This window comes from Halanaerobium kushneri (genome assembly GCF_900156285.1).
Classification (GTDB): domain Bacteria; phylum Bacillota; class Halanaerobiia; order Halanaerobiales; family Halanaerobiaceae; genus Halanaerobium; species Halanaerobium kushneri.
The window spans coordinates 58,566-80,950 of sequence record NZ_FTNC01000013.1; the positions used below are offsets into that span (position 1 = coordinate 58,566).

General features: G+C 32.8%; 17 protein-coding genes, 2 tRNA genes and 1 riboswitch. Of the genes, 5 read left to right on the top strand and 14 right to left on the bottom strand.

What is annotated here, in order from left to right; translation table 11 throughout:
• Positions 1-110 precede the first annotated feature (110 nt).
• Together BW929_RS09710 and modA are read right to left on the bottom strand one after the other, a co-directional pair.
• Complete coding sequence (locus tag BW929_RS09710) at positions 111-974, bottom strand: molybdate ABC transporter permease subunit (protein ID WP_076545292.1); 864 nt, start codon at positions 972-974, stop codon at positions 111-113.
• The gene (modA, locus tag BW929_RS09715; RefSeq protein WP_076545293.1) at positions 967-1,752 is read right to left on the bottom strand and encodes a molybdate ABC transporter substrate-binding protein; all 786 of its coding nucleotides are present in this window, start codon (positions 1,750-1,752) and stop codon (positions 967-969) included. Before modA ends, BW929_RS09710 begins: the two co-directional genes overlap by 8 nt.
• A 237-nt stretch (positions 1,753-1,989) precedes the next feature.
• Here modA and BW929_RS09720 point away from each other — a divergent pair, with 237 nt between their 5' ends.
• Positions 1,990-2,712, top strand: coding sequence for a hypothetical protein (locus BW929_RS09720; RefSeq protein ID WP_076545294.1), 723 nt, complete (start codon positions 1,990-1,992; stop codon positions 2,710-2,712).
• Positions 2,713-2,736: 24 nt separating this feature from the next.
• Here the strand turns inward: BW929_RS09720 and BW929_RS09725 are convergent.
• From BW929_RS09725 to BW929_RS09735, 3 genes are all read right to left on the bottom strand, one after another.
• Positions 2,737-2,812: transfer RNA gene (locus BW929_RS09725), tRNA-Thr, on the bottom strand.
• Between the two features lie 5 nt (positions 2,813-2,817).
• Positions 2,818-3,654 carry a DegV family protein gene (locus tag BW929_RS09730; RefSeq protein ID WP_076545295.1) on the bottom strand — a complete coding sequence of 279 codons (837 nt, stop codon included), beginning with the start codon at positions 3,652-3,654 and terminating at the stop codon, positions 2,818-2,820.
• Positions 3,655-3,816: 162 nt separating this feature from the next.
• Positions 3,817-4,020 carry a cold-shock protein gene (locus tag BW929_RS09735; RefSeq protein WP_076545296.1) on the bottom strand — a complete coding sequence of 68 codons (204 nt, stop codon included), beginning with the start codon at positions 4,018-4,020 and terminating at the stop codon, positions 3,817-3,819.
• Positions 4,021-4,195: 175 nt separating this feature from the next.
• Here BW929_RS09735 and BW929_RS09740 point away from each other — a divergent pair, with 175 nt between their 5' ends.
• Positions 4,196-5,461, top strand: coding sequence for a complex I subunit 5 family protein (locus BW929_RS09740; protein WP_076545297.1), 1,266 nt, complete (start codon positions 4,196-4,198; stop codon positions 5,459-5,461).
• A gap of 13 nt (positions 5,462-5,474) precedes the next feature.
• Here BW929_RS09740 and BW929_RS09745 read toward each other — a convergent pair whose 3' ends face one another.
• Together BW929_RS09745 and BW929_RS09750 are read right to left on the bottom strand one after the other, a co-directional pair.
• Positions 5,475-7,445, bottom strand: a complete 1,971-nt coding sequence (locus BW929_RS09745; protein WP_076545298.1) for a methyl-accepting chemotaxis protein — start codon at positions 7,443-7,445, stop codon at positions 5,475-5,477.
• Positions 7,446-7,486: 41 nt separating this feature from the next.
• Positions 7,487-9,229 (bottom strand): bifunctional diguanylate cyclase/phosphodiesterase, encoded by a 1,743-nt coding sequence (locus tag BW929_RS09750; protein ID WP_076545299.1) that lies wholly within the window; start codon positions 9,227-9,229, stop codon positions 7,487-7,489.
• Positions 9,230-9,314: 85 nt separating this feature from the next.
• Positions 9,315-9,389: riboswitch (cyclic di-GMP riboswitch) on the bottom strand.
• Positions 9,390-9,546: 157 nt separating this feature from the next.
• Here BW929_RS09750 and BW929_RS09755 point away from each other — a divergent pair.
• Both BW929_RS09755 and BW929_RS09760 read left to right on the top strand, forming a co-directional pair.
• A tRNA-Leu gene (locus BW929_RS09755) sits at positions 9,547-9,633 on the top strand.
• 208 nt (positions 9,634-9,841) lie between these two features.
• Complete coding sequence (locus BW929_RS09760; RefSeq protein WP_076545300.1) at positions 9,842-11,068, top strand: BaiN/RdsA family NAD(P)/FAD-dependent oxidoreductase; 1,227 nt, start codon at positions 9,842-9,844, stop codon at positions 11,066-11,068.
• Here the strand turns inward: BW929_RS09760 and BW929_RS09765 are convergent.
• The 6 genes from BW929_RS09765 to BW929_RS09790 form a co-directional block, all read right to left on the bottom strand.
• The gene (locus BW929_RS09765; RefSeq protein ID WP_234978090.1) at positions 11,063-13,159 is read right to left on the bottom strand and encodes a methyl-accepting chemotaxis protein; all 2,097 of its coding nucleotides are present in this window, start codon (positions 13,157-13,159) and stop codon (positions 11,063-11,065) included. The genes BW929_RS09760 and BW929_RS09765 overlap by 6 nt on opposite strands.
• Positions 13,160-13,395: 236 nt before the next feature.
• On the bottom strand, positions 13,396-14,535 hold the full coding sequence (locus BW929_RS09770; protein ID WP_076545302.1) for a baeRF7 domain-containing protein: 1,140 nt from the start codon (positions 14,533-14,535) through the stop codon (positions 13,396-13,398).
• A 137-nt stretch (positions 14,536-14,672) separates the two neighbouring features.
• A complete protein-coding gene (locus BW929_RS09775; RefSeq protein ID WP_076545303.1) occupies positions 14,673-16,127 on the bottom strand; it encodes a GntR family transcriptional regulator in 1,455 nt (484 codons plus the stop codon).
• A 40-nt stretch (positions 16,128-16,167) separates the two neighbouring features.
• Positions 16,168-18,912: a cation-translocating P-type ATPase gene (locus BW929_RS09780; RefSeq protein ID WP_076545304.1), complete on the bottom strand. Its 2,745-nt coding sequence runs from the start codon at positions 18,910-18,912 to the stop codon at positions 16,168-16,170.
• Positions 18,913-18,972: 60 nt separating this feature from the next.
• On the bottom strand, positions 18,973-19,494 hold the full coding sequence (locus BW929_RS09785; protein WP_076545305.1) for a type 1 glutamine amidotransferase domain-containing protein: 522 nt from the start codon (positions 19,492-19,494) through the stop codon (positions 18,973-18,975).
• 82 nt (positions 19,495-19,576) lie between these two features.
• Entirely contained in the window at positions 19,577-20,959 is a 1,383-nt protein-coding gene (locus BW929_RS09790) for a DUF2254 domain-containing protein (protein ID WP_076545306.1), read from the bottom strand.
• Between the two features lie 160 nt (positions 20,960-21,119).
• Between BW929_RS09790 and BW929_RS09795 the strand changes: the two genes are divergently transcribed.
• Positions 21,120-21,938 carry an aldo/keto reductase gene (locus BW929_RS09795; protein ID WP_076545307.1) on the top strand — a complete coding sequence of 273 codons (819 nt, stop codon included), beginning with the start codon at positions 21,120-21,122 and terminating at the stop codon, positions 21,936-21,938.
• Between the two features lie 66 nt (positions 21,939-22,004).
• Here the strand turns inward: BW929_RS09795 and BW929_RS09800 are convergent, their stop codons facing one another.
• The gene (locus BW929_RS09800) at positions 22,005-22,196 is read right to left on the bottom strand and encodes a hypothetical protein (protein ID WP_076545308.1); all 192 of its coding nucleotides are present in this window, start codon (positions 22,194-22,196) and stop codon (positions 22,005-22,007) included.
• Between the last annotated feature and the right edge of the window lie 189 nt (positions 22,197-22,385).

Genomic DNA, 22,385 nt, shown 5'->3' on the forward strand with positions numbered 1-22,385 from the left:
AGGAACTACAAACTCTTTTTTTGAAGTATTAATCAAATTTTAATATTTTGCAGTAAAAATAGCCAGTTTGAACTTTCAGACTAAATATTAAATTTTCTCCGCCAGTAATTTTATGTTTTTTCCCTTATCTTAAACTCAAGCAAAAACAAAGGAAGCAAAAAAGCACTCAACATAATAACAGCCAGTGCGATTGCCTGAGTTATATTGGTCTGACTAAGACTATAAATAGCTGTAGTTAGTGTTTGAGTTTTACCGCTCATATTGCCAGCAAAAATAATTGTTGCTCCAAATTCCCCAGCAGCTCTAAGGACAGAAATAATTAACGCAGTAATAAATCCTCTCCCACTCAGAGGTAAATATACTTTAAATAACAGATCTTTTTCGGCAGCTCCTTCAACTAGAGCAGCCTCAATTATATTTTTATTAACTGCTGCAAAAGAGTTTTTTAAAGTATGAATAAATAGAGGCAGCATAACAAATACCTGAACAATGATTAAAGCTGTAAAGGTAAAAGCCAGGTTGTCAGTCAGTTTAGATAAAATTCCTCTGCTGCCAAAAGTTAATAGTAAAGCCAGGCCAGTAATACTTGGAGGAAGCAGTAGTGGAAGACTGATGACTATATTTATCACTTTATTTATATTTCTATTTTTACGACTGCTAAAATAACTAAATGGGACCCCTAAAACAATTGTTAATAGAGCTGAAATACTTAATGACAAAAAAGTAATTTTAAAAGCTGATAAAATATCCATACTTTTAAATATGCTGATAATTTCTGCAGCTGAACTTTCTACAAATAAAGAAAGAATTATGAGTGAAATAAAGAGGATACTTAAAACTGCAGGGATCAAAATTAATAACTCATCGGAAAAGGTAAATTTCTCAGGCTTCGAAAAATAATCCGGTGGAAATAAAGAAATTCTTTGCTGTTTTCTTTTTTGATTTTCTGTATCCAGAACTAAATCCTTACTCATTTGTTTTCACTCTCTTAAAATTATATTTTGAAAATATTTTTTGTGCTGCATTACTTAAAATATAATTATAAACTTTTTCTGATCCTGATGTAGAATTATAACTTAATCCCATATAATATTTTGCTTCTATATTATATTTTGCAGGGATTTTAACTCGATATAAATCCTGATCATCATTATAATCACTTAAATAGACAATCCCTGCATCAGCTGCTCCCAGTTTAACTTTGTTCAATACACTTTTTACATCAAATTCTCTGGAAACTATTGAAGAATTAAAGTCTGTTTTAATTTTTTGTCTAATTTTTGGATCAGCAATTGAATCTAAAAAGTTTTTGATCATTTTGCCGGTATAATCGCCAACAGGAACAGATCTATCAGCAAGCAGTAAAGAATAATCACTGCTTATTAATTGTTCCAGATTATTTATTTTCTCATTTTGAGAATTTATTATAATAATCAATTCATTTCTGGCAAAAATCGTTTCTTTTGCTATTATATTTTCACGGGATAACTGATTTAAATAATTATAGTTTGCAGATAAAAAGAGATCAAAATCTACTCCCATTTTTATTTGACTGAAAAGCATCTGACTTCCTGCATAATTAATTTCCAAGCTATAATCTCTGCTTTCTGCCTCAAATTTATCTTTTATCTCATTTAAAGGTTCCTGCAAACTGGAAGCTGCCATTATTCTAAATGTTGAAACAGCAGTTACTTCTGTAGTCAAAATAAATATAATTAAAATAATTAATATAATTATCTTTTTCTTTGCCATCCGGCTCCACCTCATTAAAAATTAACCCGTTATACCCAACCTCACATAACGAATTTAAAAATATATTCAATTTCCAGAATTATTTCTCTATTTATGTATATTCTTGATCAACAATAATTATCCTCTATTTTGTAAAAATCAAAATTATTATAAAGACAAAATATCCTATTAACCCAGCTTAAGAACTTGCAATAAATGCCTGTTTTTCCTATACTTAAGTAAATTAGTTCTCTGGAGGTGATTCCAATTAATAGTCAGGAAAACTTTCAAAAAGTTCAACAAGAAAATGATAAGTCAATTCCCTTCATTATCAGCAGCTCTTATCTTTTAAGCTTTTTATTAATTAGACTGGCTGTAATGATAGCTGGTTCTGCAGGTAGTGCAGCATCCAATGCTGCTAAGACTGGTGATATAAAGTTTTATATAGGTTCCAATATTATACTTTTTGGTTATCATATTCATCACCTGTATATTGGAATTGCATTAATTGCTCTGGCAGGTTGGTTTTCTATAACCAGGACACAATTTATTGACCAGAGGGATAATGCTCTAATTTATGGTATTGGTCTTGGTTTATTTATGGATGAAATTGGATTGCTTTTAAGTTGGGGAAATTACTGGAATAGTTCAACTTATCTCCTTAGTTTATTACTTGGTGGAATATTTTTAAATATAATATTCTTTCCAGATTTTTGGAAAGACCTGCGGTCACATCTTGGCGAATTTAATCCTAAAAACAAAATATTAAAACATTATAATTCAAATGCTTTTGTTCTGGGGGTGGATAAATTGGCAAACAAAGCTGATAAAACTAGCAAAGTTAGTTTAGTATTTTCTGGATTAATATATATTATTGTAGGAATCTTAATTATTTCCAATCCAGAACTTGTATACTACTGGGTGGCAGGTGGTTTTTTCCTTCAGGGGCTGACAAAACTGGTAGAAGCCTGGAAAGAATAAAATAATCTGTTTAAAATTTATATATGGAGCCGATGACAGGACTTGAACCTGCAGCCTTCGGTTTACGATACCACTGCTCTACCATTTGAGCTACACCGGCTTTTTCTAAAATGCTATAACTATCCCACCTTCATTAGCATAGACTGTGCTAATCCCAGCTGTTTCTACGATAATAATCTTTCTAAAATTATATTTTTGAGCAGCCTGTTTTTTAATATATTCTGCTTTCTCTAGAGCATTGCAGTGAGCAATTCCGAGAACTTTTTCTTCTAGTTTTTCCCCTTTTTCTCCAATTTTATCTACCAATTTTCTAATTGCTCTTTTACTTCCCCGGGCTTTATCAACAAGAGTTATTGTACCTTCCGGAGTTGCACCTAAAACTGGTTTAATATTAAAAAAAGAAGCTATTTTCCCTTTTAATTTTCCCATTCTTCCCGCTTTAATGAGGTTATCAAGAGAATCTAAAACAAATAATGTCTGCATCCCTGCAATATATTCTTCAGTTTTTTCTATAATTTCCCCTTTTTTTAAACCAGATTCAATTAACTCTCCCAGTTTATAAGCAATCATTGTTTCTCCGACTGAAGCACTAAAAGAATTAAATACCTTAATAAATTTATTTTCAGACTCTTCAACTAGCATATTTTTTGCCAGAACAGCATTCTGATAAGTTGCGCTCAATTCTTTAGAAAGAGTTACTACAAAAATATTTTCATATTTTTTATATAAATCTAAAAAACGACCCGGTCCCGGGCTGGCAGTTTTTGGAGCCTGATTATGATTACGCATTTCAGCTAACAAAGCCTCACGGTCCAAATTCTCATCATCCACAAAATGTTTATCTCCAATATCTATTGACAGAGGTGCTGTCGAGATATCAAATTTATTTCTTATTTCATCTGTTAAATCACAGCAGCTATCAACTATTATTTTAAAGTTCATAATTAACCTCCATATTTGGTTTTTAAACTTTCTTTATTTGATTATCTATTATATAATTTTATCTTTATTGAAAACAAAAATCAACTAATAAATTATTTTTTTATTAAACATAAAAAAACCCCGACTAAGTTAATAGCCAGGGTAATTTCCATAATTTTTTACTTATATAACTTCAACATTCTCTGCCTGAGGTCCACGATCTCCTTCAACAATCTCAAATTCAACTTCCTGACCTTCTTCTAAGGTTTTAAAACCTTCCTGCTGTAAAGCAGAGAAATGTACAAATACATCGTCGCCATCTTCTCTTTCAATAAATCCATAACCCTTTTTCTCATCAAACCACTTAACTTTTCCTGTGTAAACCATATTAATATCTTCCTCCTAAAATTTAACCTGAGTAAGTGTAACTAGTTTAGAATACTCAGTGCTTTAAATATATCATTAGATTTCGGATTTGTCAAATTTTTCTGACTCAATTAATTAAGCATTTGCTTTTAGTAAATTAATAGTTGTGATATAATTCTGGGAAGGAGGAGTTAAAATGGTCTATTTTATTTCCAGCAATTTTAGTATTAATAAAATTAATAGCTTATTTTTAATTACTGGATTATTGGTAACTTTTTTTACTCTGGTCTCCAACTGGAGAAAAATTAAAAATTACCGAGCTATCTTTTTAACAATTACAGTAATTTTTATTATGAGCTTTTCTCTTATAATTACTACCAAAAACTGGTTCGTTTTTGTGCTTGGTTGGGAACTTGCTACATTAACTACCACTTTAATGCTGTTCTGGGACAATAAAAATATTGCCTGGGAATATTTTGTGATTCAGTTTGTAGGAGGAAGTTTTTTAATATTTACTGTTTTAACAGCTTATACAAACGGATATCAAGTTATAGGGGCTGTAGAGGAGGTCTGGCTGCAGCTAATGTTTATTATTGGACTGGGGGTTAAAAGTGCAATTATCGGCCTGCACAGCTGGTTACCTTATATTTATAAACAGGCATCAACTGGCTTTTGTGCAATTTCCTCTGGCCTGGTCGCCAAACTCGGTTATATTTCTCTGCTGAAAATTATTACAAATGGCAATAGATTACTCTTATATTTAGGATTAATTATGATTTTCTATGGTGGAATAAAAGCTCTTGCAGAAAAAAACTATAAGCTAATTTTAGCTTATAGTTCAATAAGTCAATTTGGATTTATAGCCCTGGCAATTGGCAGTGGTAATATCTATGGCTATTATGGAGCAGTTATTCAGATTATTGCTCATGCTTTGGCTAAATCGACATTATTTAATGGTGCTGGAAACTGGATTAAAGAATTTAAGTCTACTTCTATTTTTGATTTTAAGTACTGTACAGTCAGACACAAAATAACTACTTTCAGTACCCTACTTTCTTTTTTATCATTAATGGCCTTCCCTTTTTTTATTGGCTATAATAGCAAAGATTTAATAAAATATTCTTTAAGCAGTATTCCAATATTTGAATTTTTACTGCACCTGGGAAGTATTCTAACCGCCGCTTACTCTCTAAAAATATTATGGTTAGTAATATTTAAAGATCTAAAAAGGAGTAAGTTAAACTTTAAGACTGAAACAAAAGATTTTTATTCAGTCACAATCTGGGAACAGCTTTCGCTCCTGCTTCCTGCTTTATCGCTAATAATTCTTTCAGTCTCAATAAATACTTATTTAGATCATTTTTTTAATTTTAATTATAAAACCGGGTTACTGACCAGCCTGATATACATTGTAACAGCCTACTTAATCATTTTTCCAATTATATCGCGAATCGAAAATTAACCAGGAACCAATTTTACAGTTTGAATTTTGAAATTGAAGCTGATAGTTCTTCTGCCATTTCGGCCAGTTCCTGAGAAGCTGTTATAATCTCATCTGTAGCTGCATTCTGTTCCTGACTTGAAGCTGCAACTTCTTCTGCATTTGCTGCGGCTGTTTCACTTGCAGAAGCAATTTCTCCAATTGCTATTTCTACATTATCACTATTTGCAGTCATTTCTTGAGCTTTATTATTAATATTTCTAATTATTCTACCTAAAACTTCAGCTGTATGTTCAATTTCTTCAAAAGCTGTGCCACTTTCCTGAATAGAACTAACACTTGACTCAACAACTTCTCCTGTTTCTTCCATATTCTCTACTGAAGCTCTGACATCTTTTTGAATACCTTCAATTAATTCGGTTATCTCATCTGTAGCCTGATTTGACTCTTCTGCTAGTTCGCGAATTTCATCTGCAACTACAGAAAATCCTCGCCCTGCTTCGCCCGCTCTTGCTGCCTCAATTGCTGCATTTAAAGCCAGCAAATTGGTTTGAGAAGATATTTCTTTTATCATATTAACTATCTCGCCAATCCTCTGAGATGATTCTGCCAGAGAATGAACAACCTTCTCAACCCGCTCCGAATTATCCTTAACTTTATTCACTTCAGCAGCAGACTGATCAATTGATTGATTACCTTTTTCAATATTTTCCATTACATTTTCAGCCTGTCTGTCCATAGCATCAGAAGAGGTATTGATCATTTTTATTTGCTTAATTAGTTCATCCATTATAGCAGAAGTCTCTTCTACCTGAGCTGATTGTTCTTCCGTATTAGAAGCAACTTCCTGAATAGCCCTACTTACCTCATCCGCACTTTCTCCAACCTGATTTCCACTGGCAGATAATTCTTCACTTGAAGCTGCTACCTTATCTGATACATTTTTAACCTCCAGAATCATTGCCTTTAAATTATTAATCATTTCTGAAAATGAGTTTGTTAATTTACCAATCTCATCTTTTCGTTTTAAATACTTAGCTTCTATATCTAAATTGAAATTGCCATCTGCTAACTTCTGAGCTATATCAGTAACATAATTAAGTGGATTGGAAATATATGTTGCTATCACAATAGTAACAATTATACCAAAAATCAGGGCAACTCCTGCGATTATTAGACTTATATTACGCAGATTATCAAGACCACTCATAACCTGAGAACGTTCTGCTGTCATGGCAACAGACCAGCCATTAATTTCTACCGGATGATAGGCCATTATTTTTTCCTGGTTATTAAAATTATAACTAACTGCACCACTTTTTTCAGCTACCATCTTATCAGTGATTTCCTGTAAATCCTGATTGCTTTCTGCCAGCTCAGTATTTGCTATGTAATCTCTTTCCGGATAAGCAATAGTATTTTTATTCTGATTAATAATCCAGCCATAACCTGCTCCGTTAATATTCATTTTGGTAATTAATTGCTGTAAATATTCAGTAGAAATTGTTCCAATTAAAACTCCAACCTGTTCTCCAAAATCTATAATTGGTACAGCAATCGATATAACATTACCTTCGCTTAACTCACTGGGACGAGTATTAGAATATGTTACCCTGCCAGTTTCCATTGCTTTCTGAAAATATTCTCTTTCTGCAACATTAATGCTTTTCCCTCCAACAACATTGGCCCTGCCATCAGGTCGAGCTACAATAATATTTTCCAGATCAGAATGGTCAGCTTCTTTTAAATATCTCTCCTGACTGCTCCACATCATTGTTTTAACATCATTAGAGTTAGCTAAATCTCTTAAAAACACTTCCACTCCATTTAACCATTCATTAATGGTATTTGAATTTTGCCTGGCGCTTTCCTTTGCACTGGACATTATTGTATCTTCTAAAATATTTGTTGACTGATCATACAAAGTTAGAGCTGTTCCCCCGACAATAATTAAAATTAATATTGATATTGCAAGCAACATTTTGGCTTTAATTGATTTCAGCATAACTAATCCCTACCTTTTTTATCTGTTATAGTAAAATTATATCATACAGTCTGCATATTGCAATCATTACAGATAATAGTTTCCAGTTTTTCCAGGGAATTTGGTCGATAATAATAATATCCCTGAACATAATCACAGTCCAATTTTTTTAATATATTCAGTTCATTTTCTGTTTCTACACCTTCTGCAACCACCTTAAAATCAAGTTCATGTGAAAGTTCAATAATTTTTTCAATCAGAATCCTAGTTTTTTTCTGTTCTAAATTTCGAATAAATGACATATCAAGTTTCAATATATCAATGGGAAGTTTAGCTAAATAAGAAAGGGAAGAATACCCTTTACCAAAATCATCAAGAGAAATATAAAACCCAGATTCTTTTAGTTTATGTAAATTTTCTAAATCTTGTTCTTTAGCATCTAGAAAAATAGATTCTGTAATCTCAAAATCAATTTGATGAGGACACAATTTTTCTGCCTCTATTAAATTTTCAAGAAAAGTGATAAGAGTATCGTCCTTTAAATCATAAGCAGAAAGATTAATTGAAATTATCTTTTCAGATTCTCTTAAAAATTGATTCTGATTAAATTCTTTTATTACTTTTTTGATTAACCAGCGTGTTATCTTAGTTATTAGATTACTTTGTTCAGCAATTGGGATAAAATACTCTGGAGATATCTGGCCAAATTTAGGATGGTGCCAGCGAAGAAGTGCCTCTAATGCAACAATTTGTTCATCTTTCAAATCAATTTTGGGCTGATAAACCAGACTTAATTCTTCTGCTTCTACAGCTTTTCTTAAATCATTTTTAAGATGTATATTATTTAGTTTCTCATAATAAATATTCTTATCATATATTTGATAAAATTGATTGCTGTCTTCAATTGTATGAACCGCATGGTGAGCTCTGGTGATCAATGTTTGGGCATTTTCCCCATCAAAAGGATAAACTGTAATTCCTATTTTGAAATCCAAAAAATAATCAATTTTATTTTCTTGCCAGAGAACTTTAATTGCTTCTATTATTTTTTTTGCTTTTTGCTTAATTTTCTCTTTCTGATATATATTTTTAAATAAAAGTAAAAATTTATTTCCATAATAATGACTGATTAAACTAAGATCAGGATCAGATTTTAAGCTGTCTGCAATTTTTTTAGCTGTTTGATTACCATGCAGTGAACCAACTACATTTGAAATGTTATCCATATCCATTATTTCGATATAAAAAACAGCAAATCTCTGAGTTTGCTGACTTTTCTCAACTGATCTAATCAGTTGCTCTAACTTTTTTGAAAAATATTTTTCATTGGGCAAATTGGTAAAATCATCAAAATAAGCTAGCTGATACAATTTGTTTTCAAGCTGCTTTTCCCTTGTGATTTCTGTAGTTGTACCTATTACCCTAATAGCTGAGTCTTTATTATCTTTTAAAAATCTACCACTTTGTTTGATATAAATATAATCGGATTTATTTTTAATCCTGAAGATATTTTTATATTTACCCTTTTTATTTTCAATGAAACTTTCCCAGTTTTTTTGAGCTTCTCTCCGATCATCTGGATGAATATAATCTTTAATTGACTCAATGGGATCCTGGCTGGTATATTTCTGATTAATATTAAGTTTATTTTGAGCCCAATAAGATAAATATAGCTGTTTTTTTTCTAAATTATACTCCCAAATTCCGACATCAATCATTTCTTCTATGAGATTAAACTTTTTGAAACTTGTTTCTGATAGAGTAGATTCTTCTATTTGTAATTTAAATTTCTCTATAATATCCACTGCTGACCCTCCAGATAAATAATAACTTTACAGCTAAATAAATTCTAAAATTAAAAAAACCGACCATAAAAGGTCGGGCAGTCATCTCTGCAGCCTGGCGATCTCAAAAAGACCCATAGCTTTGCGTCACTGCTTTTCAGCAGTTTTGCCCTTAATTGAAATATTTTCTTTTTATGTTAATTATATTGTACTAAAGCAGGTTATATAATTCAACCCTTTTAGTAAATAATTACAGCAGTCTGTGATCTATAATCTCATTTTACAAATAACAGCTCTTGCTTTTAAGATTTTTCTATGTTAAAATAAATGGTGTTGATGCCGAAGTGGTGGAATTGGCAGACGCGACGGATTCAAAATCCGTTGTCCTCACGGACGTGTGGGTTCGAGTCCCACCTTCGGCACCAGTTTAATACATATCAACACTTATAACACTATTTTAAGTCTCCTTTTTAGGAGATTTTTTTAGTTTTTAAATAGATTAATTGACTGCTCTTCTTGTAAAAGTACTAAAAAATCCAGAATGAAGACAGGCATAACTAAACTCTATTAAAATCAGGTAATCTTATATTTTTATCTCGAAGCACAAAATCATAAATACGGAGGAATGAAAAAATGAAAGCTGATTTAATTATTGCAGGTGCTGGACCAGCAGGACTATTTGCTGCCATTCAGGCTGCAGAAAATAATGAAAATAAAAAAATCATAATCTTAGAAAAAAACTCCAGTGCCGGCAAAAAACTTTTGATCAGCGGCTCCGGACAGTGCAATTTGACCCATGAAGGAGATATTGCTCAGTTTTTTGATCATTATGGAGAAAACCATAATTTCCTTCTGGGGGCCCTTTATACCTTTGATAATCAAAAGCTAATGCAATTTTTTAAAGATAGAGGAATTAATTTTGAAACAGCCAGAGGTGGTAAGATTTTCCCTAAGTCAAATCAGGCTTCAGATATTTTAAATGTTTTATTAAAAGAAATAAAAAATAGAAATATCGAAATAATCTATAATTCAGAAATAAAAAAGGTTAGGCAAAAAGATGAATTTTTTGAAATTAAAACTATAGCTCAAACTCTTAAAAGTAAATATTTTCTACTTGCAGCAGGTGGAAAATCATTCCCGAAAACGGGATCAACCGGTGATGGTTTTAAGATTGCCAGCAGTCTGGGCCATAATATTATCGAACCCCGCCCTGCTCTGGCACCTGTAATTATTAAAGACTATAAATTTAAAATGCTGAGTGGAATTTCGCTCAGAAATAAAGAAATTTCTCTCTGGAGGAATGATGAATTATTAAAAAGATGGAAAGATGATCTGCTGCTAACCCACAGAGGCCTCTCCGGTCCCGGAATAATTAATTATTCGCGTTATATGCAGCGGGGTGATGTTATCAAAATCAAGCTCTTAAATTATTCTAAAGAAGAATTAGAGGATAATATAATCAAAAAAATTAGAAGAGAGGGCAGATTAAACCTGCTTAATCTGTTAATTAAATATCCGCTGGCCCAGAGGTTGATTGAAAAAATACTTGAACTTGCAGATATTGATGGCAGTCAGAATGCTGCTCACTTAAAGAAAGAAGAAAGAAAAGAAATTGTTGAATTGTTTTCCAGTCTGGAATTTAAGATTAAATCTCTTGCTGATTTTAATCGATCAATGGTTACCAGAGGTGGGATTGACCTCAGTCAGATCAATCCCCAGACTATGGAATCCAGAATTATTGCTAACTTTTTTGCTGCAGGAGAAGTTTTAGACATTGATGGTGATACAGGTGGTTACAATCTGCAGGCTGCATTTTCTACTGCTTATGCAGCAGGAACTGAGATTTCTCAAAGATTATAAATTAAACTGATCAATGGCTTTTTTAAGTTCATCAGCCATATCAGAGAGTTGATCGGCAGCGTTTACGATTTCAGCAGTAGATGCAGACTGCTCTTCGCTGGCAGCAGCTACCTCTTCGGAATTACTGGCAGCTTCTTCACTAACAGATGCAATTTCTGAAATAGTAGAATCAACAAGTTCACTATTTTGATTAACCTGTTCTGCTTTTTTGGAAATAATTTCTATTAATCTCCTTAATTCTGCTGCCGCCTGATTGATTTTGCTGAACGAATCACCTGTTTCATCAATTGCATTAACACTATTATTAACTACTTTTTCTGTAGTATTCATTTTGGCTACTGCATTTTCTACTCCAGTTTGAATTTCCTTGATTAAAGAGCCAATTTGATCAGTAGCATTCGAAGATTCTTCAGCAAGTTCCCTGATTTCATCAGCTACAACCGAAAATCCTCTACCAGCTTCACCAGCTCTTGCCGCTTCTATGGCTGCGTTTAAAGCAAGTAAATTAGTCTGTTCTGCAATTCCATTAATCAACTGCACTATTTCTCCAATTTTTGCCGAAAGTTTTCCCAGATCATTTATGCCACTGGAGACTTCAGCCGAATTATCCTTTACTTTCTCAATCTGTACTACCGAATTATTAATTGAACTACTCCCATTTTCTATACTGTTCATTACAGTATCCGCCTGTGAATTCATATCAACCGAAATACTGTTAATTTTTGAAATCTGATCAATCAATTGATTAATAATACTGCTGGCTTCTTCAACTTGAGCTGACTGTTCTTCAGCTCCAGAAGCTACCTGTTGAATAGAATCTCCTACCTGATCTGCAGAAACCGCAACTTCTTCACCAGAAGCAGATAGTTCCTGACTGGATACCGAAAGGCCGGCAGCAATATCTGATACATTTTCAATAATAAGTTTTAAATTGTCCAGCATCTTATTTAAAGAAACTGCCAGGGTCCCAATTTCATCATTAGATTTAATCTTAATTTTATCAACAGCCAGATTTCCTGAGGAAATTTCTTCTGCCATTTCAACTGCTTGCGCGATTGGTCTAGTTATTTTGCTAGAGAAAAAATATGCAATAACAATTACCAGGAGAGCTATAATTAAAATGATGATTAGAGTATTATTATTCATAGAGTTTATTTCCGCAAACGCTTCATTTTTGTCAATTTCAGCAATAATGGCCCAGTCAATCTCTTTAATATCAAGGTTAGAATAAGAACTTAAAACTTCTACTCCCCGATAGTCTTTAATAATTTGACTCCCCTCATTACCTGCTAAAGCCTGATTAACAGCCAGAGTGTTAATTTCCTTTTTTAATATTTCATTTGAATCTGTAAATCTAGAATTAGAACGCATCAGCCTCTCTTCTCCAACCAGATATGTTTCTCCACTCTCTCCCAGTCCAGAAACACCTCCCATTATTCGGTTAATCGGCTGTGTTGAAATCTGAAGAACAGCTACTCCAATTATTTTTTCACTCTCCAGTATCGGAGCTGCTACAAATTGGGCCGGGGAGTTTACCGGTGCGTAATATTGATAGTCTACCAGCGAAACTTTACCCTGTATTGCCTGTTTATATGCCTCTGCCAGATTTGAATCTGCTAAATCTCCTTTAGTTAAGTTTTGAGCTAAATCACTATTTTGAGACTGAGAAAAAATAATATCTCCTTCCGGGTTAATTAAAAATATATCATTATAGTTATTTTCTTCTGCATATGTATTAAAATAAGGACCAAATTGTTCGATAAAAATTTGATACATTACACCCTCAGAGCCGCCGGATGAAAAAGCATTATTAAAATTATTAAAAGCATCAATTATAATCGGGGTCCTACTTAAAACCTCCACATCTCCCTTAATATCATTATAAAAAGTCTCAATTTGATTGGCTTTATTTGTCCGGATTGAATCTAACTGATTAAAATTAGCCTCTCTAAGTGCTTCACTGCTCTGATTGGTAATTACATACCCCAGTAAGGTAATTGGAATTAAACTAATTGCCAGCATAATAAAAATCAACTTATAATTTAAACTTAAACTAAAACCACTCTTATTCTCCTTTGTTTTTGTTATCACCATAAATTCCTCCCACTAGATTATCCTTCTATAAAATTATATAAAACTATTTAATCATAATTTTACTCTATTATCAATTTAAATATTTTTTCTGTATATTATTTAGATATTTAGAAGATATTACATTTTTAAATAAAATTAAGCATCAGTCACCAGTAAATATACCTCTGGTAACTGATGCAGATTGACTGTGCTTATTAAAAATAATTTTATTTTTTTAACGGCTCAGAAATAAGCTAATATCTAAAAATAGCAGCTATATCACTCTCAACAGGCATTTCTTCACTATCTAAAGGATAAACTTCTCCACCATTAACAAGTGTCTCAACTGCGGAAAAGTTATAAAGATCATAGTCTTTATTATTACCCATTGTCTTAATTTCGTTCTCATCTTCAACAAAAACTCCGGCTTTTTCCGCTCTCTTATTTAAAAAGAGAATATCAATCTTACTGTAATGAGCAGCTTCAACTATATCTTCTAAATTACTGGCTGTTTTTTCAGTTGCCTGAAGTTCAAGGTATCTTTCCTTGTCCTTATTTAAATAATCATGAAGATGAGGTTCCACAATCTGCCAGCTATTTTGAAGAAGTTCTTTTTTGTTCATCTGTCTGGAGTTGCCACTTAAATTAGCTGCCAGTAAATTATCATAATTATTTATATTTTTATAAAGGGAAAAGACACTGTCATCAGCGGCTACCACTAAATAATTATTTGAGTCTTTCAATTCTCTGTTAATGACCCTGTCAATTTCTTTGAGATAGTGGATCAAATCTTCATTATCATCATCTGAGGCTGCTCCCTGTCCATGGAATACCGATGAGCCTCCTGCGGTATTAACAGACTGATATTTTTCTGCTGCCTCTTCATCTAAATTTAAAAATTCTTTAATATTAGCCGGCATTTCTTCTACATTAACTTCTTCTATTTTATTACGATCAGCCAGATACAGCTGACTATGGTTGGGGCTTAAAGCAAGCAAATAATACTGCTGATTATCCTTTAACTCTGCAATCAGCTGTTTTAAATTAAAACTGTAACTTACATGCGATTTATCATAGGTATCAACTGCGAGTTTGTAATGTTCAAATCTATCAGGTGAAATAAATACTGCCAGGCCTTCATTCTGTTCCTGCCAGAAAGCACTATCTGCAGCCAGAGTGTAAGCCTGATTTAGAAATTTATCAACATCTCGCTGCTTGAAGTCCCAGTTCTCTTCTAATTTTTCTTCAACTTCCTGCAGCAAATTTTTGAATTCAATTTCGAGCTTTTTAAATTCTCCTTTATGAACCGCCTTAGTTGACATATAAATTGAAACACAGGGACTCTCCTGACATTGAATTAGATCCTTTAAAGTTTCCAGTTTAATTTCTGTCATCTTTTTAACCCCCTATTAAATTTAAATATACTACTCACTACTTCTTGACTACTACTAAGACAAATATTAAAAAAGAATTTAAGTATCTTTTCTATAATTATATTTTATCAAAAATTTATAAAATATAAAGTTATTTTTTAACTGATAAACTGCCAATATACTTTTGCCAGAGCCATAACTCCCTGTTTAATTGAAAACTGATTTAATGTTGCCGGCGAAATAATTAATTGACTGCTCTCATCTCTGGCGGCAAAATTCCAATATAGAGGAAGCAAAATAGAATTTTTCTCAGCAAAAACTTTAAAATCATGTTGATTTATTGATTGATTAAGGACTAATTTTAGATAAAACAGAGAATTGATTTCTACAGCCTGCACTCCCCGAAAATGTTCTTTTACATTTTCAGCCAGTAAAAGCTTTTTGTTTTTCAGTCTCTGCTTTAATAACTTAAGTCTCTTTTTTAAATAACCGTTATTAAGATAATAACTCAGCAGATTATAAACTAAATTATCTCCTGCGGAAAAGCTGTTTTGGGACAAATATTTAGTTAAAGAATACTTATCAATAATTTTTAGTCCCTTATCTCTGCTTAAATCTTTTTCTTTAAGATAAACCAATCCCATTTTTAAGCCCGGAAAAACTCTTTCTGTAAGCCCCTGAATCAAAATTATTTGATCTGCAAATTTAGAATCTAATAACTCTTTGATTTTGGGATTTTGTTGATAAAATCCAAAATACTCAAAAATAATTAGCTTGAATTTTAACATTCGGGCCAATTCCAGCAGTGATTTAAGCTTTGAAAGGCTCCAATCCAGCACTCCATCAGCTGTCGATTCATCACTAATAAATAAATAATCAATTTTATTTTCTTCCAGGTAATCCATTAAACTCTCATAATCAGATGGGCTCAGATAAAAATTAAGTTCAGCTTCCGAATCAAAACCAGTCTGAAAATTATTTTTTTCAGAACCCATACTTGCTAGATTAAAAAAATTATTAAAAACTGAAATATTATTTTCTCTGGTAAAAAGGAATTCCTTTTTACCTCTAACTATTTCACTCATAATATCCCTTAAACCTGTTTCCGAACTATAAAATAATTTATTTTTATTTAAATCTGAATACTGGTCCTGGAGAAATTTAAAATAAGAATTATCAGATGCAATACTGCTAAAAACATTCCCCTTAAACTCTGAGTAAAAACGGTCAAAAATTAAGTCCCAGGAATACTCTTCTAAAAATTCCCCTGTATTTTCAGCCCCACTGAAATCAATTATTTTGCTAGGAGCGGAAAACTTTTTAGAACTCAAAATTCTCAGGCGATGATCATCACTGTTGCTTTTTAAAGCTGCAGCAGGAGCTATATAACTCCCACTGCCTTCTTTTTTGTAGATTAAATTTTCGACTGCCAGAAGATCATACGCCTTGACAACTGTTTCTGTATTAACATTCAACCGGGAAGCAAGCTTTCGAATTGAAGGCATCTTGGTATCTGGTGTATACTTATCTGCCAGAATTTCTGCCCTGATTGCCTCATAGATCTGGATATATAAATTTTCTTTGCCATCTCTTTTTAATTTAATATTAAACATTTAGCTTACCCCCATTATAATCTACTTTTAAAATTATCTTTTATTCGGTTTCAGTTCTTCTTTTGAAAAACTTGATAACTTCATGACCAATCAAGAAAATACCTCCAGCAATTACAACTCTTCCCCAGTCAGCTATGGTAACTCCTGCAAAACCAAGAAAACTATTGACTGGTGAATAAATAATTAATAAAACCATGGCAATTGAGATTAAGATTGAATAAAGCATTTTGGTATTGCTAAAGAAATTTTTGTTAAAAATACTCTTATATTCATATCTGCGGGACATAATATTAACCCACTGAGAAAAAGCAATTGTTAAAAATGAAATGGTTGTTGCTCGAGCATAGATTTGGGTTCCCGCTCTAACTGCGGCTGACTGATCGTTAATAAATAAATAGAAATTAGTAAAAGCCAATCCCCCCATCAGAATAGCCAGAAACATTATCTCACTAAAACTGTTCGTATTAACTATATGATCATCCTGTTTACGAGGTGGTGATTTCATTAAATGTTCTGAAGCCGGATCAAAAGTTAGTGCTGTCAGTGGTAAAATTTCAGCTAAAAGATCAATTGAAAGTATCTGAATAGCTAAAATTGGGATTGGAGTCCCCAGTATTGCTGCAGCTAAAAGACCCAGCAGCACAATTGTTAGTTCAGCTCCGTTTGTTGTAAGAGAAGCAATTACTGTTTTCTTCAGATTATTGTAAATTGTTCTACCCTCTTTAATTGCATAAACTAAAGTTGGATAGCTATCATCGAGCAAAATTAATTCCGAGGCCTCTTTAGAAACATCTGTCCCCATCTGTCCCATAGCAACTCCGATATGAGCACTTTTTAGTGCCGGTGCATCATTTACTCCATCTCCAGTAACCGCAACAATTTTCTGCTGCTCTTTTAGATTTTTAACAATCCTTAATTTATCTTCCGGAGAAACTCTGGAAAATATTAGAGATTCATTTTGTTCCATTTTCTCCTGCAGAACATCTTCGCTCATTGCTTCTAAATCTTCACTGGTAAATACAGGCACCTCATTTTCATCAACAGAAAGGCTTATTTCTTTTCCTACTGCCTGGGCTGTAATTGCGTGATCACCAGTCATGATATAGGTATCAATATGCGCAGCATGAGATTCCTGAATAGCCTCTTTAACACCTTCTTTCGGTGGATCAATCATAGCAACCAGACCTAAAAAGATAACATCTTTTTCAATCTCTTCTAATACATAATCTGTTTCATCATCTTCTAATTTACGATAGGCTATTGCCAGTACCCGCATTGCATCTTTAGAATATTTTTCATTTAATTTATTTAATCTTTCTTTATCTTCCTCAGTTATTTCTACTACTTCACCATTTTTTAAGATATGTTTGGAAATAGAAAGTACACTTCCTAAGGCACCCTTCATCTTAAGATAATTGCCATCTTCGAATTGTCTGATTGAGCTCATTCTTTTGCGATCAGAATCAAAACTAAACTCATGTAACTCAGGATTATCTTCATCTTCAGTAGGAGAACGGGTACCAAGTTTAGTTGAAAGAGTAATTAAAGCCGCTTCTGTTGGATCACCAATTGCATACCAACCAGGATGCTCCTCATCTGGCTCATGAATCTCAGCATTAGAAGCCATGGTTGCAGCATCAAAAATAATCTCCATTTCTGCAATCTCTTCTTCAGTTAAAGGATCTCCATCTTCACCTATTAATTCTCCTTCTGGCTCATAACCAAGTCCGGTCACTTGATACTCACTACCATCAAAAAACACCTTTTTAACTGTCATCTCATTTTTGGTCAGGGTTCCGGTTTTGTCTGTACAGATTACATTTGTGGAGCCTAAAGTTTCGGCAGAAGAAAGTTTCTTAACTACCGCATTTTTTTCTGCCAGACGATCAACTCCCTGAGATAAAGCAACTGTTACCTGCATTGGGAGAGCCTGTGGTACAACAGCAACAGCTATCCCCAGAGCATAAATCAAAGCAAAATCTAATCCATAACCCTGATAAATGCTAACTCCAAATAAGGCAAGGGCAATAATTACTGCAAAAGTGGCAATCTTATTTGCTACAGACTGCAGCTCAGACTGGAGAGGAGATTTAGACTTATCTTCTTCCTGTGTCATAGAAGCAATTTTTCCCATTTCGGTTTCCATACCGGTCCTAACAACAACACCTTTAGCTGAGCCAGAGGCTACTGTGGTGCCTAAGTAAGCCATATTATCTCTATCAGCAAGAGGCCTTTCTTCCTCAATATGATTGGACTGTTTTTCTTGAGGCATTGATTCTCCAGTCAATGAAACATCATTTGTCCTTAAATTAAATGACTCAATAATTCTTAAATCAGCTGGAATCTTATCTCCTTCTTCCAGACTGACAATATCTCCAACAACCAGCTCTTCCTGGGCAATTTCCCCAATCTGATCATCTCTGATAACCTTAGAAGGAGACTTAACCAGTTTATTTAACGAATCCATAATCTTTTCTGCTTTATATTCCTGGCGAAAACCTATAACCGAATTAATTACAGCAATAATAACCATAATTGTACCATCACGATAGCTTCCAATTGCAAAGGACATAACTGCAGCTACTAAAAGTAAAATTACCAGTACATCCTTAAACTGTTCTAAAAAAATTTTAAATAGTGATTTATCTGCTTTTGCCTGCAGTACATTTTTGCCATCTCTGGCAAGTCTTTTATCTGCTTCAGACTGAGACAGCCCCTTTTTTGATGTATTCAAATCATCTAAAATATCGACTGCTTTCTGTCTGTAAAACTCTTCTTCTGCCATATGATCACCTCTTTATATATTTTGAAGTAAATCTAAATTACAAATTAAATTGCCAAACAATTAATCAGCCAGTGCTGCCACCAGTTCCCTGCAGTAAGCTGGAATATCTTTAACAACTCTACCCCAGACTATGTTTCCATCTCTAAAAGCTGGTTTGTCAACCCAGCTGCCTCCGGCATTAATAATATCATCTTTAATACCCTCAGATCCAGTAGCTTTACCATTTACTATACCAGCAGATATCCCTACCAGACCGGCATGACAAATTAAACCAATTATTTTCCCTTTCTCATAATTCTGACGTACCAGCTCAACTATATTTTTATCTCTTCTAATTTTATCTGGTGTCCAGCCACCAGGTACTAAGACTCCATCATAGTCTTTATCTAATACTTCTGCAGCAGTAAAATCCGCCTTTTTAGTCAGACAGCCATGTTTGCTGCTATATTCTTTATTTTTTTTCATTCCTATCACATCTACACTGGCACCTTCTTCTATCATTCGCATATAGACAACCCAGAATTCAAGATCCTCATAACCCGGACCAATTAACATTGCAATATTTTTACCCTTTAATTTCATTCTTAGCTCACCTCTGATTTAATGTTTTAATCTTTGTAAATAAGCATAACAATAATTAATTAGTTTTTAAGTTAAAAGCTTACTAATTGATTTTAAAATTTTCCACCTGAAAATATTTTTCTCTTTCTTCTTTATTGCCAGTCTCCTTTGCCAGTCTATAAATTTTATGATTTAAGAATTTTTTGTCTTCCTGTTCCAGTACATTTTTATCAAAACCTCCCAATATATAATGGCTAAATTTCCAGACCTGTTCTTTAATATCTTTAGGACTACCTTCTGCAATAATTACCAGGGCATCAATTATTGAGCCAGCAACAGATACATCCTGATTACCATAATGACTTAACTGATAAAAAGTTTTATAAAGCAGATCCCAGAAAGAAATATCTTCTAAAATAAAACAGAGCTCATCTTTATCATTATAATAATAAGTATTTTCCAAATTGGCGACTGCAATCCGTGATAGAACCCATCCCAGCTGATTGATACAAAAAATAGCTGTATTAGGATCATTAATACCGGGAGAAATCGCTCTTAAGGCCACTTCGGTCAATTTTAAAAGTCCAAATTCGATATCATTTTTTTTACTTCTTTCATTATTGATTACCAGATTATCAATAATTTTATTTTCGATGGTTTCAATTTCCTCTTTCTCAAACTCTTCCACTTCCTGATTCAGCTGCCAGAACTTAAAAACAATTGTATTCTCAGTTACATAATCACCAATCATTTTTTCAGCTCTAATTATTATGTCATATTCATCTGCCAGCTTGGTTAGCTCAATATCATAGATAACCTGAATATAACCACTTTGCTTTGGGTGAACATCATATGATTTGTGATCAAGCTTTTCTTTTAAATTCTCTGGAGGATCATTACGAATCTGATCATTACTATTATTTCTAGCCTCAATGGAATCAACAATCTCTATAACTTCTTCCTTAAGATTTTCTATTAATAAATTAACCTGAACAGAATTAGCAGCATGATGAATAAAATAAACAAAATATCCCAGACAGACAATTGCTACAATAACACCTATCATTGCAGAAAAAATTGTAGATTCTCCACTTCCCTGCAGGCTATCATCAATAAAAAGAAGAGTTAAAATTGAATAAATAAAACCTGCAATAAAAATACCCAGCACTTTTAAAGTTACTTTGTTTTTTAGAAAATCTTGCATTGTTCTTGGAGAAAATTGTGAGGAATACATAGTCAGCACTACCATAATAGTGGAAAAAGAAACTGTAATCATAGCAAATAAAGAGCCAGCTATAGTTGATAAAATTGTTTTTGATAGATCATAGGAAGTGAAAAAATAAGATGGAAGTACATTTACCAGGGTCTCTGTATACTGATATTCAATAAATATTACCAGAATTGAAAGCAGAGTAGCTGCAATAGCATAAATTGAAGGTATAAAGTATATTTTATTTTCTATATTATGTAAAAATTTAAATTTCAAAACTACACTTCCTTTCCCGCAGAATCAAAATGCTTCTAACAATTAATTTCAACATAGTTACTAAATCTCCTTTTTTTCTTGATAAATGTTGATAATAATTCTTAATTTGATTATAATTAATTTAAAGCATAAATTAAGATTAAAATTGGAGGTTGATAAAATGAAATATGTTGAATTAAATTCCGGGGATCAGATGCCACTTTTAGGTCTGGGAACCTGGCAGTTAAGAGGAGAAAAATGTACAAAGTCAGTTAAAGAAGCTTTGGATATCGGTTATAATCACATTGATACTGCTGACGGCTATGACAATCATCAGGCTGTTGGTAGAGGAATTAAGAAAGCTAATATTGACAGAAAAGAACTATTTATAACCTCTAAAATAAAGCCAGAAAATTTGCATTATGATGATATAAAGGCAGATGCAGAGAGATTTCTGGATGAATTAGAGATAGAATATCTGGATTTGCTTTTAATTCACTGGCCCAATAAAAAAATACCTCTAAAAGAAAGCTTAAAAGCTTTAAAAGAAATCAAAGAAGAGGGTTTAGCTAAAAATATTGGTGTCAGTAACTTTACAGTAAATCATCTTCGAGACGCAATGGAAATTTATCCTGACTTAGTAGCAGTTAATCAGGTAGAATTCCATCCGACACTTTATCAAAAAGAACTACTTAATTTCTGTCAGGAAAATGGAATTGTGCTGACAGCTTACAGTCCACTGGCCAGAGGAGAAATTTTTGAAAATGAAGTTATTAATAAGCTGGCAGAAAAATATAACAGATCAGCTTCTAAGCTTGCTCTTAAATGGTTAATAGATAAAAATATTGTAGCAATCCCTAAAGCAAGTTCCAGTGAACACTTAAAAGCAAATTTTGATCTTTTCGGCTGGGAATTGCCTGCTGAAGCAAGAGAAAAAATGGATCAGCTAAATCAAGATAATCGGATAATTGACCCTAGCTGGGCAGAATTTAATTATTAAAACATATAAAATAACCCGGGCCAACTTTTTCCATAATGCTGATGCCCGGGTTTTTAATTATTAAAACTAATTATCTCTTATTTTTGCTTCCATTACATCTTTAATTTCATGCTGAGGTCCACTTGGTCCATCTACTGACATGACAAGATTAGCCTTTGTTTTTTTATTTATCTGTTCTCTTACTTTAAATATGTAATCACCATTCCCGCCCATATCCGGTAATCTCAAAACTTCTTTAAGCTTAGCAAATATCTGCAATAGTGCCCCAACTTCCTTTTTCTAAATCTTTTCAGATGAATTTATTTCTATTATACTTGATTGTGTTAATTATAACTTGATTGTGTTAATTATACCTGAATTATTCATAGCAACCACGAAATAAATTGTCAGGCCCAGTATATCAATAATCTATTAAAATATTGTTTTCACCCAGTGGGTGAAAGAGTT

What these genes read in the sequence shown, in the direction of transcription:
- BW929_RS09710 (WP_076545292.1), bottom strand. Translation starts at nt 974, where the DNA reads ATGAGTAAGGATTTAGTTCTGGATACAGAAAATCAAAAAAGAAAACAG.
- modA (WP_076545293.1), bottom strand. Translation starts at nt 1,752, where the DNA reads ATGGCAAAGAAAAAGATAATTATATTAATTATTTTAATTATATTTATT.
- BW929_RS09730 (WP_076545295.1), bottom strand. Translation starts at nt 3,654, where the DNA reads ATGAACTTTAAAATAATAGTTGATAGCTGCTGTGATTTAACAGATGAA.
- BW929_RS09735 (WP_076545296.1), bottom strand. Translation starts at nt 4,020, where the DNA reads ATGGTTTACACAGGAAAAGTTAAGTGGTTTGATGAGAAAAAGGGTTAT.
- BW929_RS09740 (WP_076545297.1), top strand. Translation starts at nt 4,196, where the DNA reads ATGGTCTATTTTATTTCCAGCAATTTTAGTATTAATAAAATTAATAGC.
- BW929_RS09745 (WP_076545298.1), bottom strand. Translation starts at nt 7,445, where the DNA reads ATGCTGAAATCAATTAAAGCCAAAATGTTGCTTGCAATATCAATATTA.
- BW929_RS09760 (WP_076545300.1), top strand. Translation starts at nt 9,842, where the DNA reads ATGAAAGCTGATTTAATTATTGCAGGTGCTGGACCAGCAGGACTATTT.
- BW929_RS09770 (WP_076545302.1), bottom strand. Translation starts at nt 14,535, where the DNA reads ATGACAGAAATTAAACTGGAAACTTTAAAGGATCTAATTCAATGTCAG.
- BW929_RS09775 (WP_076545303.1), bottom strand. Translation starts at nt 16,127, where the DNA reads ATGTTTAATATTAAATTAAAAAGAGATGGCAAAGAAAATTTATATATC.
- BW929_RS09780 (WP_076545304.1), bottom strand. Translation starts at nt 18,912, where the DNA reads ATGGCAGAAGAAGAGTTTTACAGACAGAAAGCAGTCGATATTTTAGAT.
- BW929_RS09785 (WP_076545305.1), bottom strand. Translation starts at nt 19,494, where the DNA reads ATGAAATTAAAGGGTAAAAATATTGCAATGTTAATTGGTCCGGGTTAT.
- BW929_RS09795 (WP_076545307.1), top strand. Translation starts at nt 21,120, where the DNA reads ATGAAATATGTTGAATTAAATTCCGGGGATCAGATGCCACTTTTAGGT.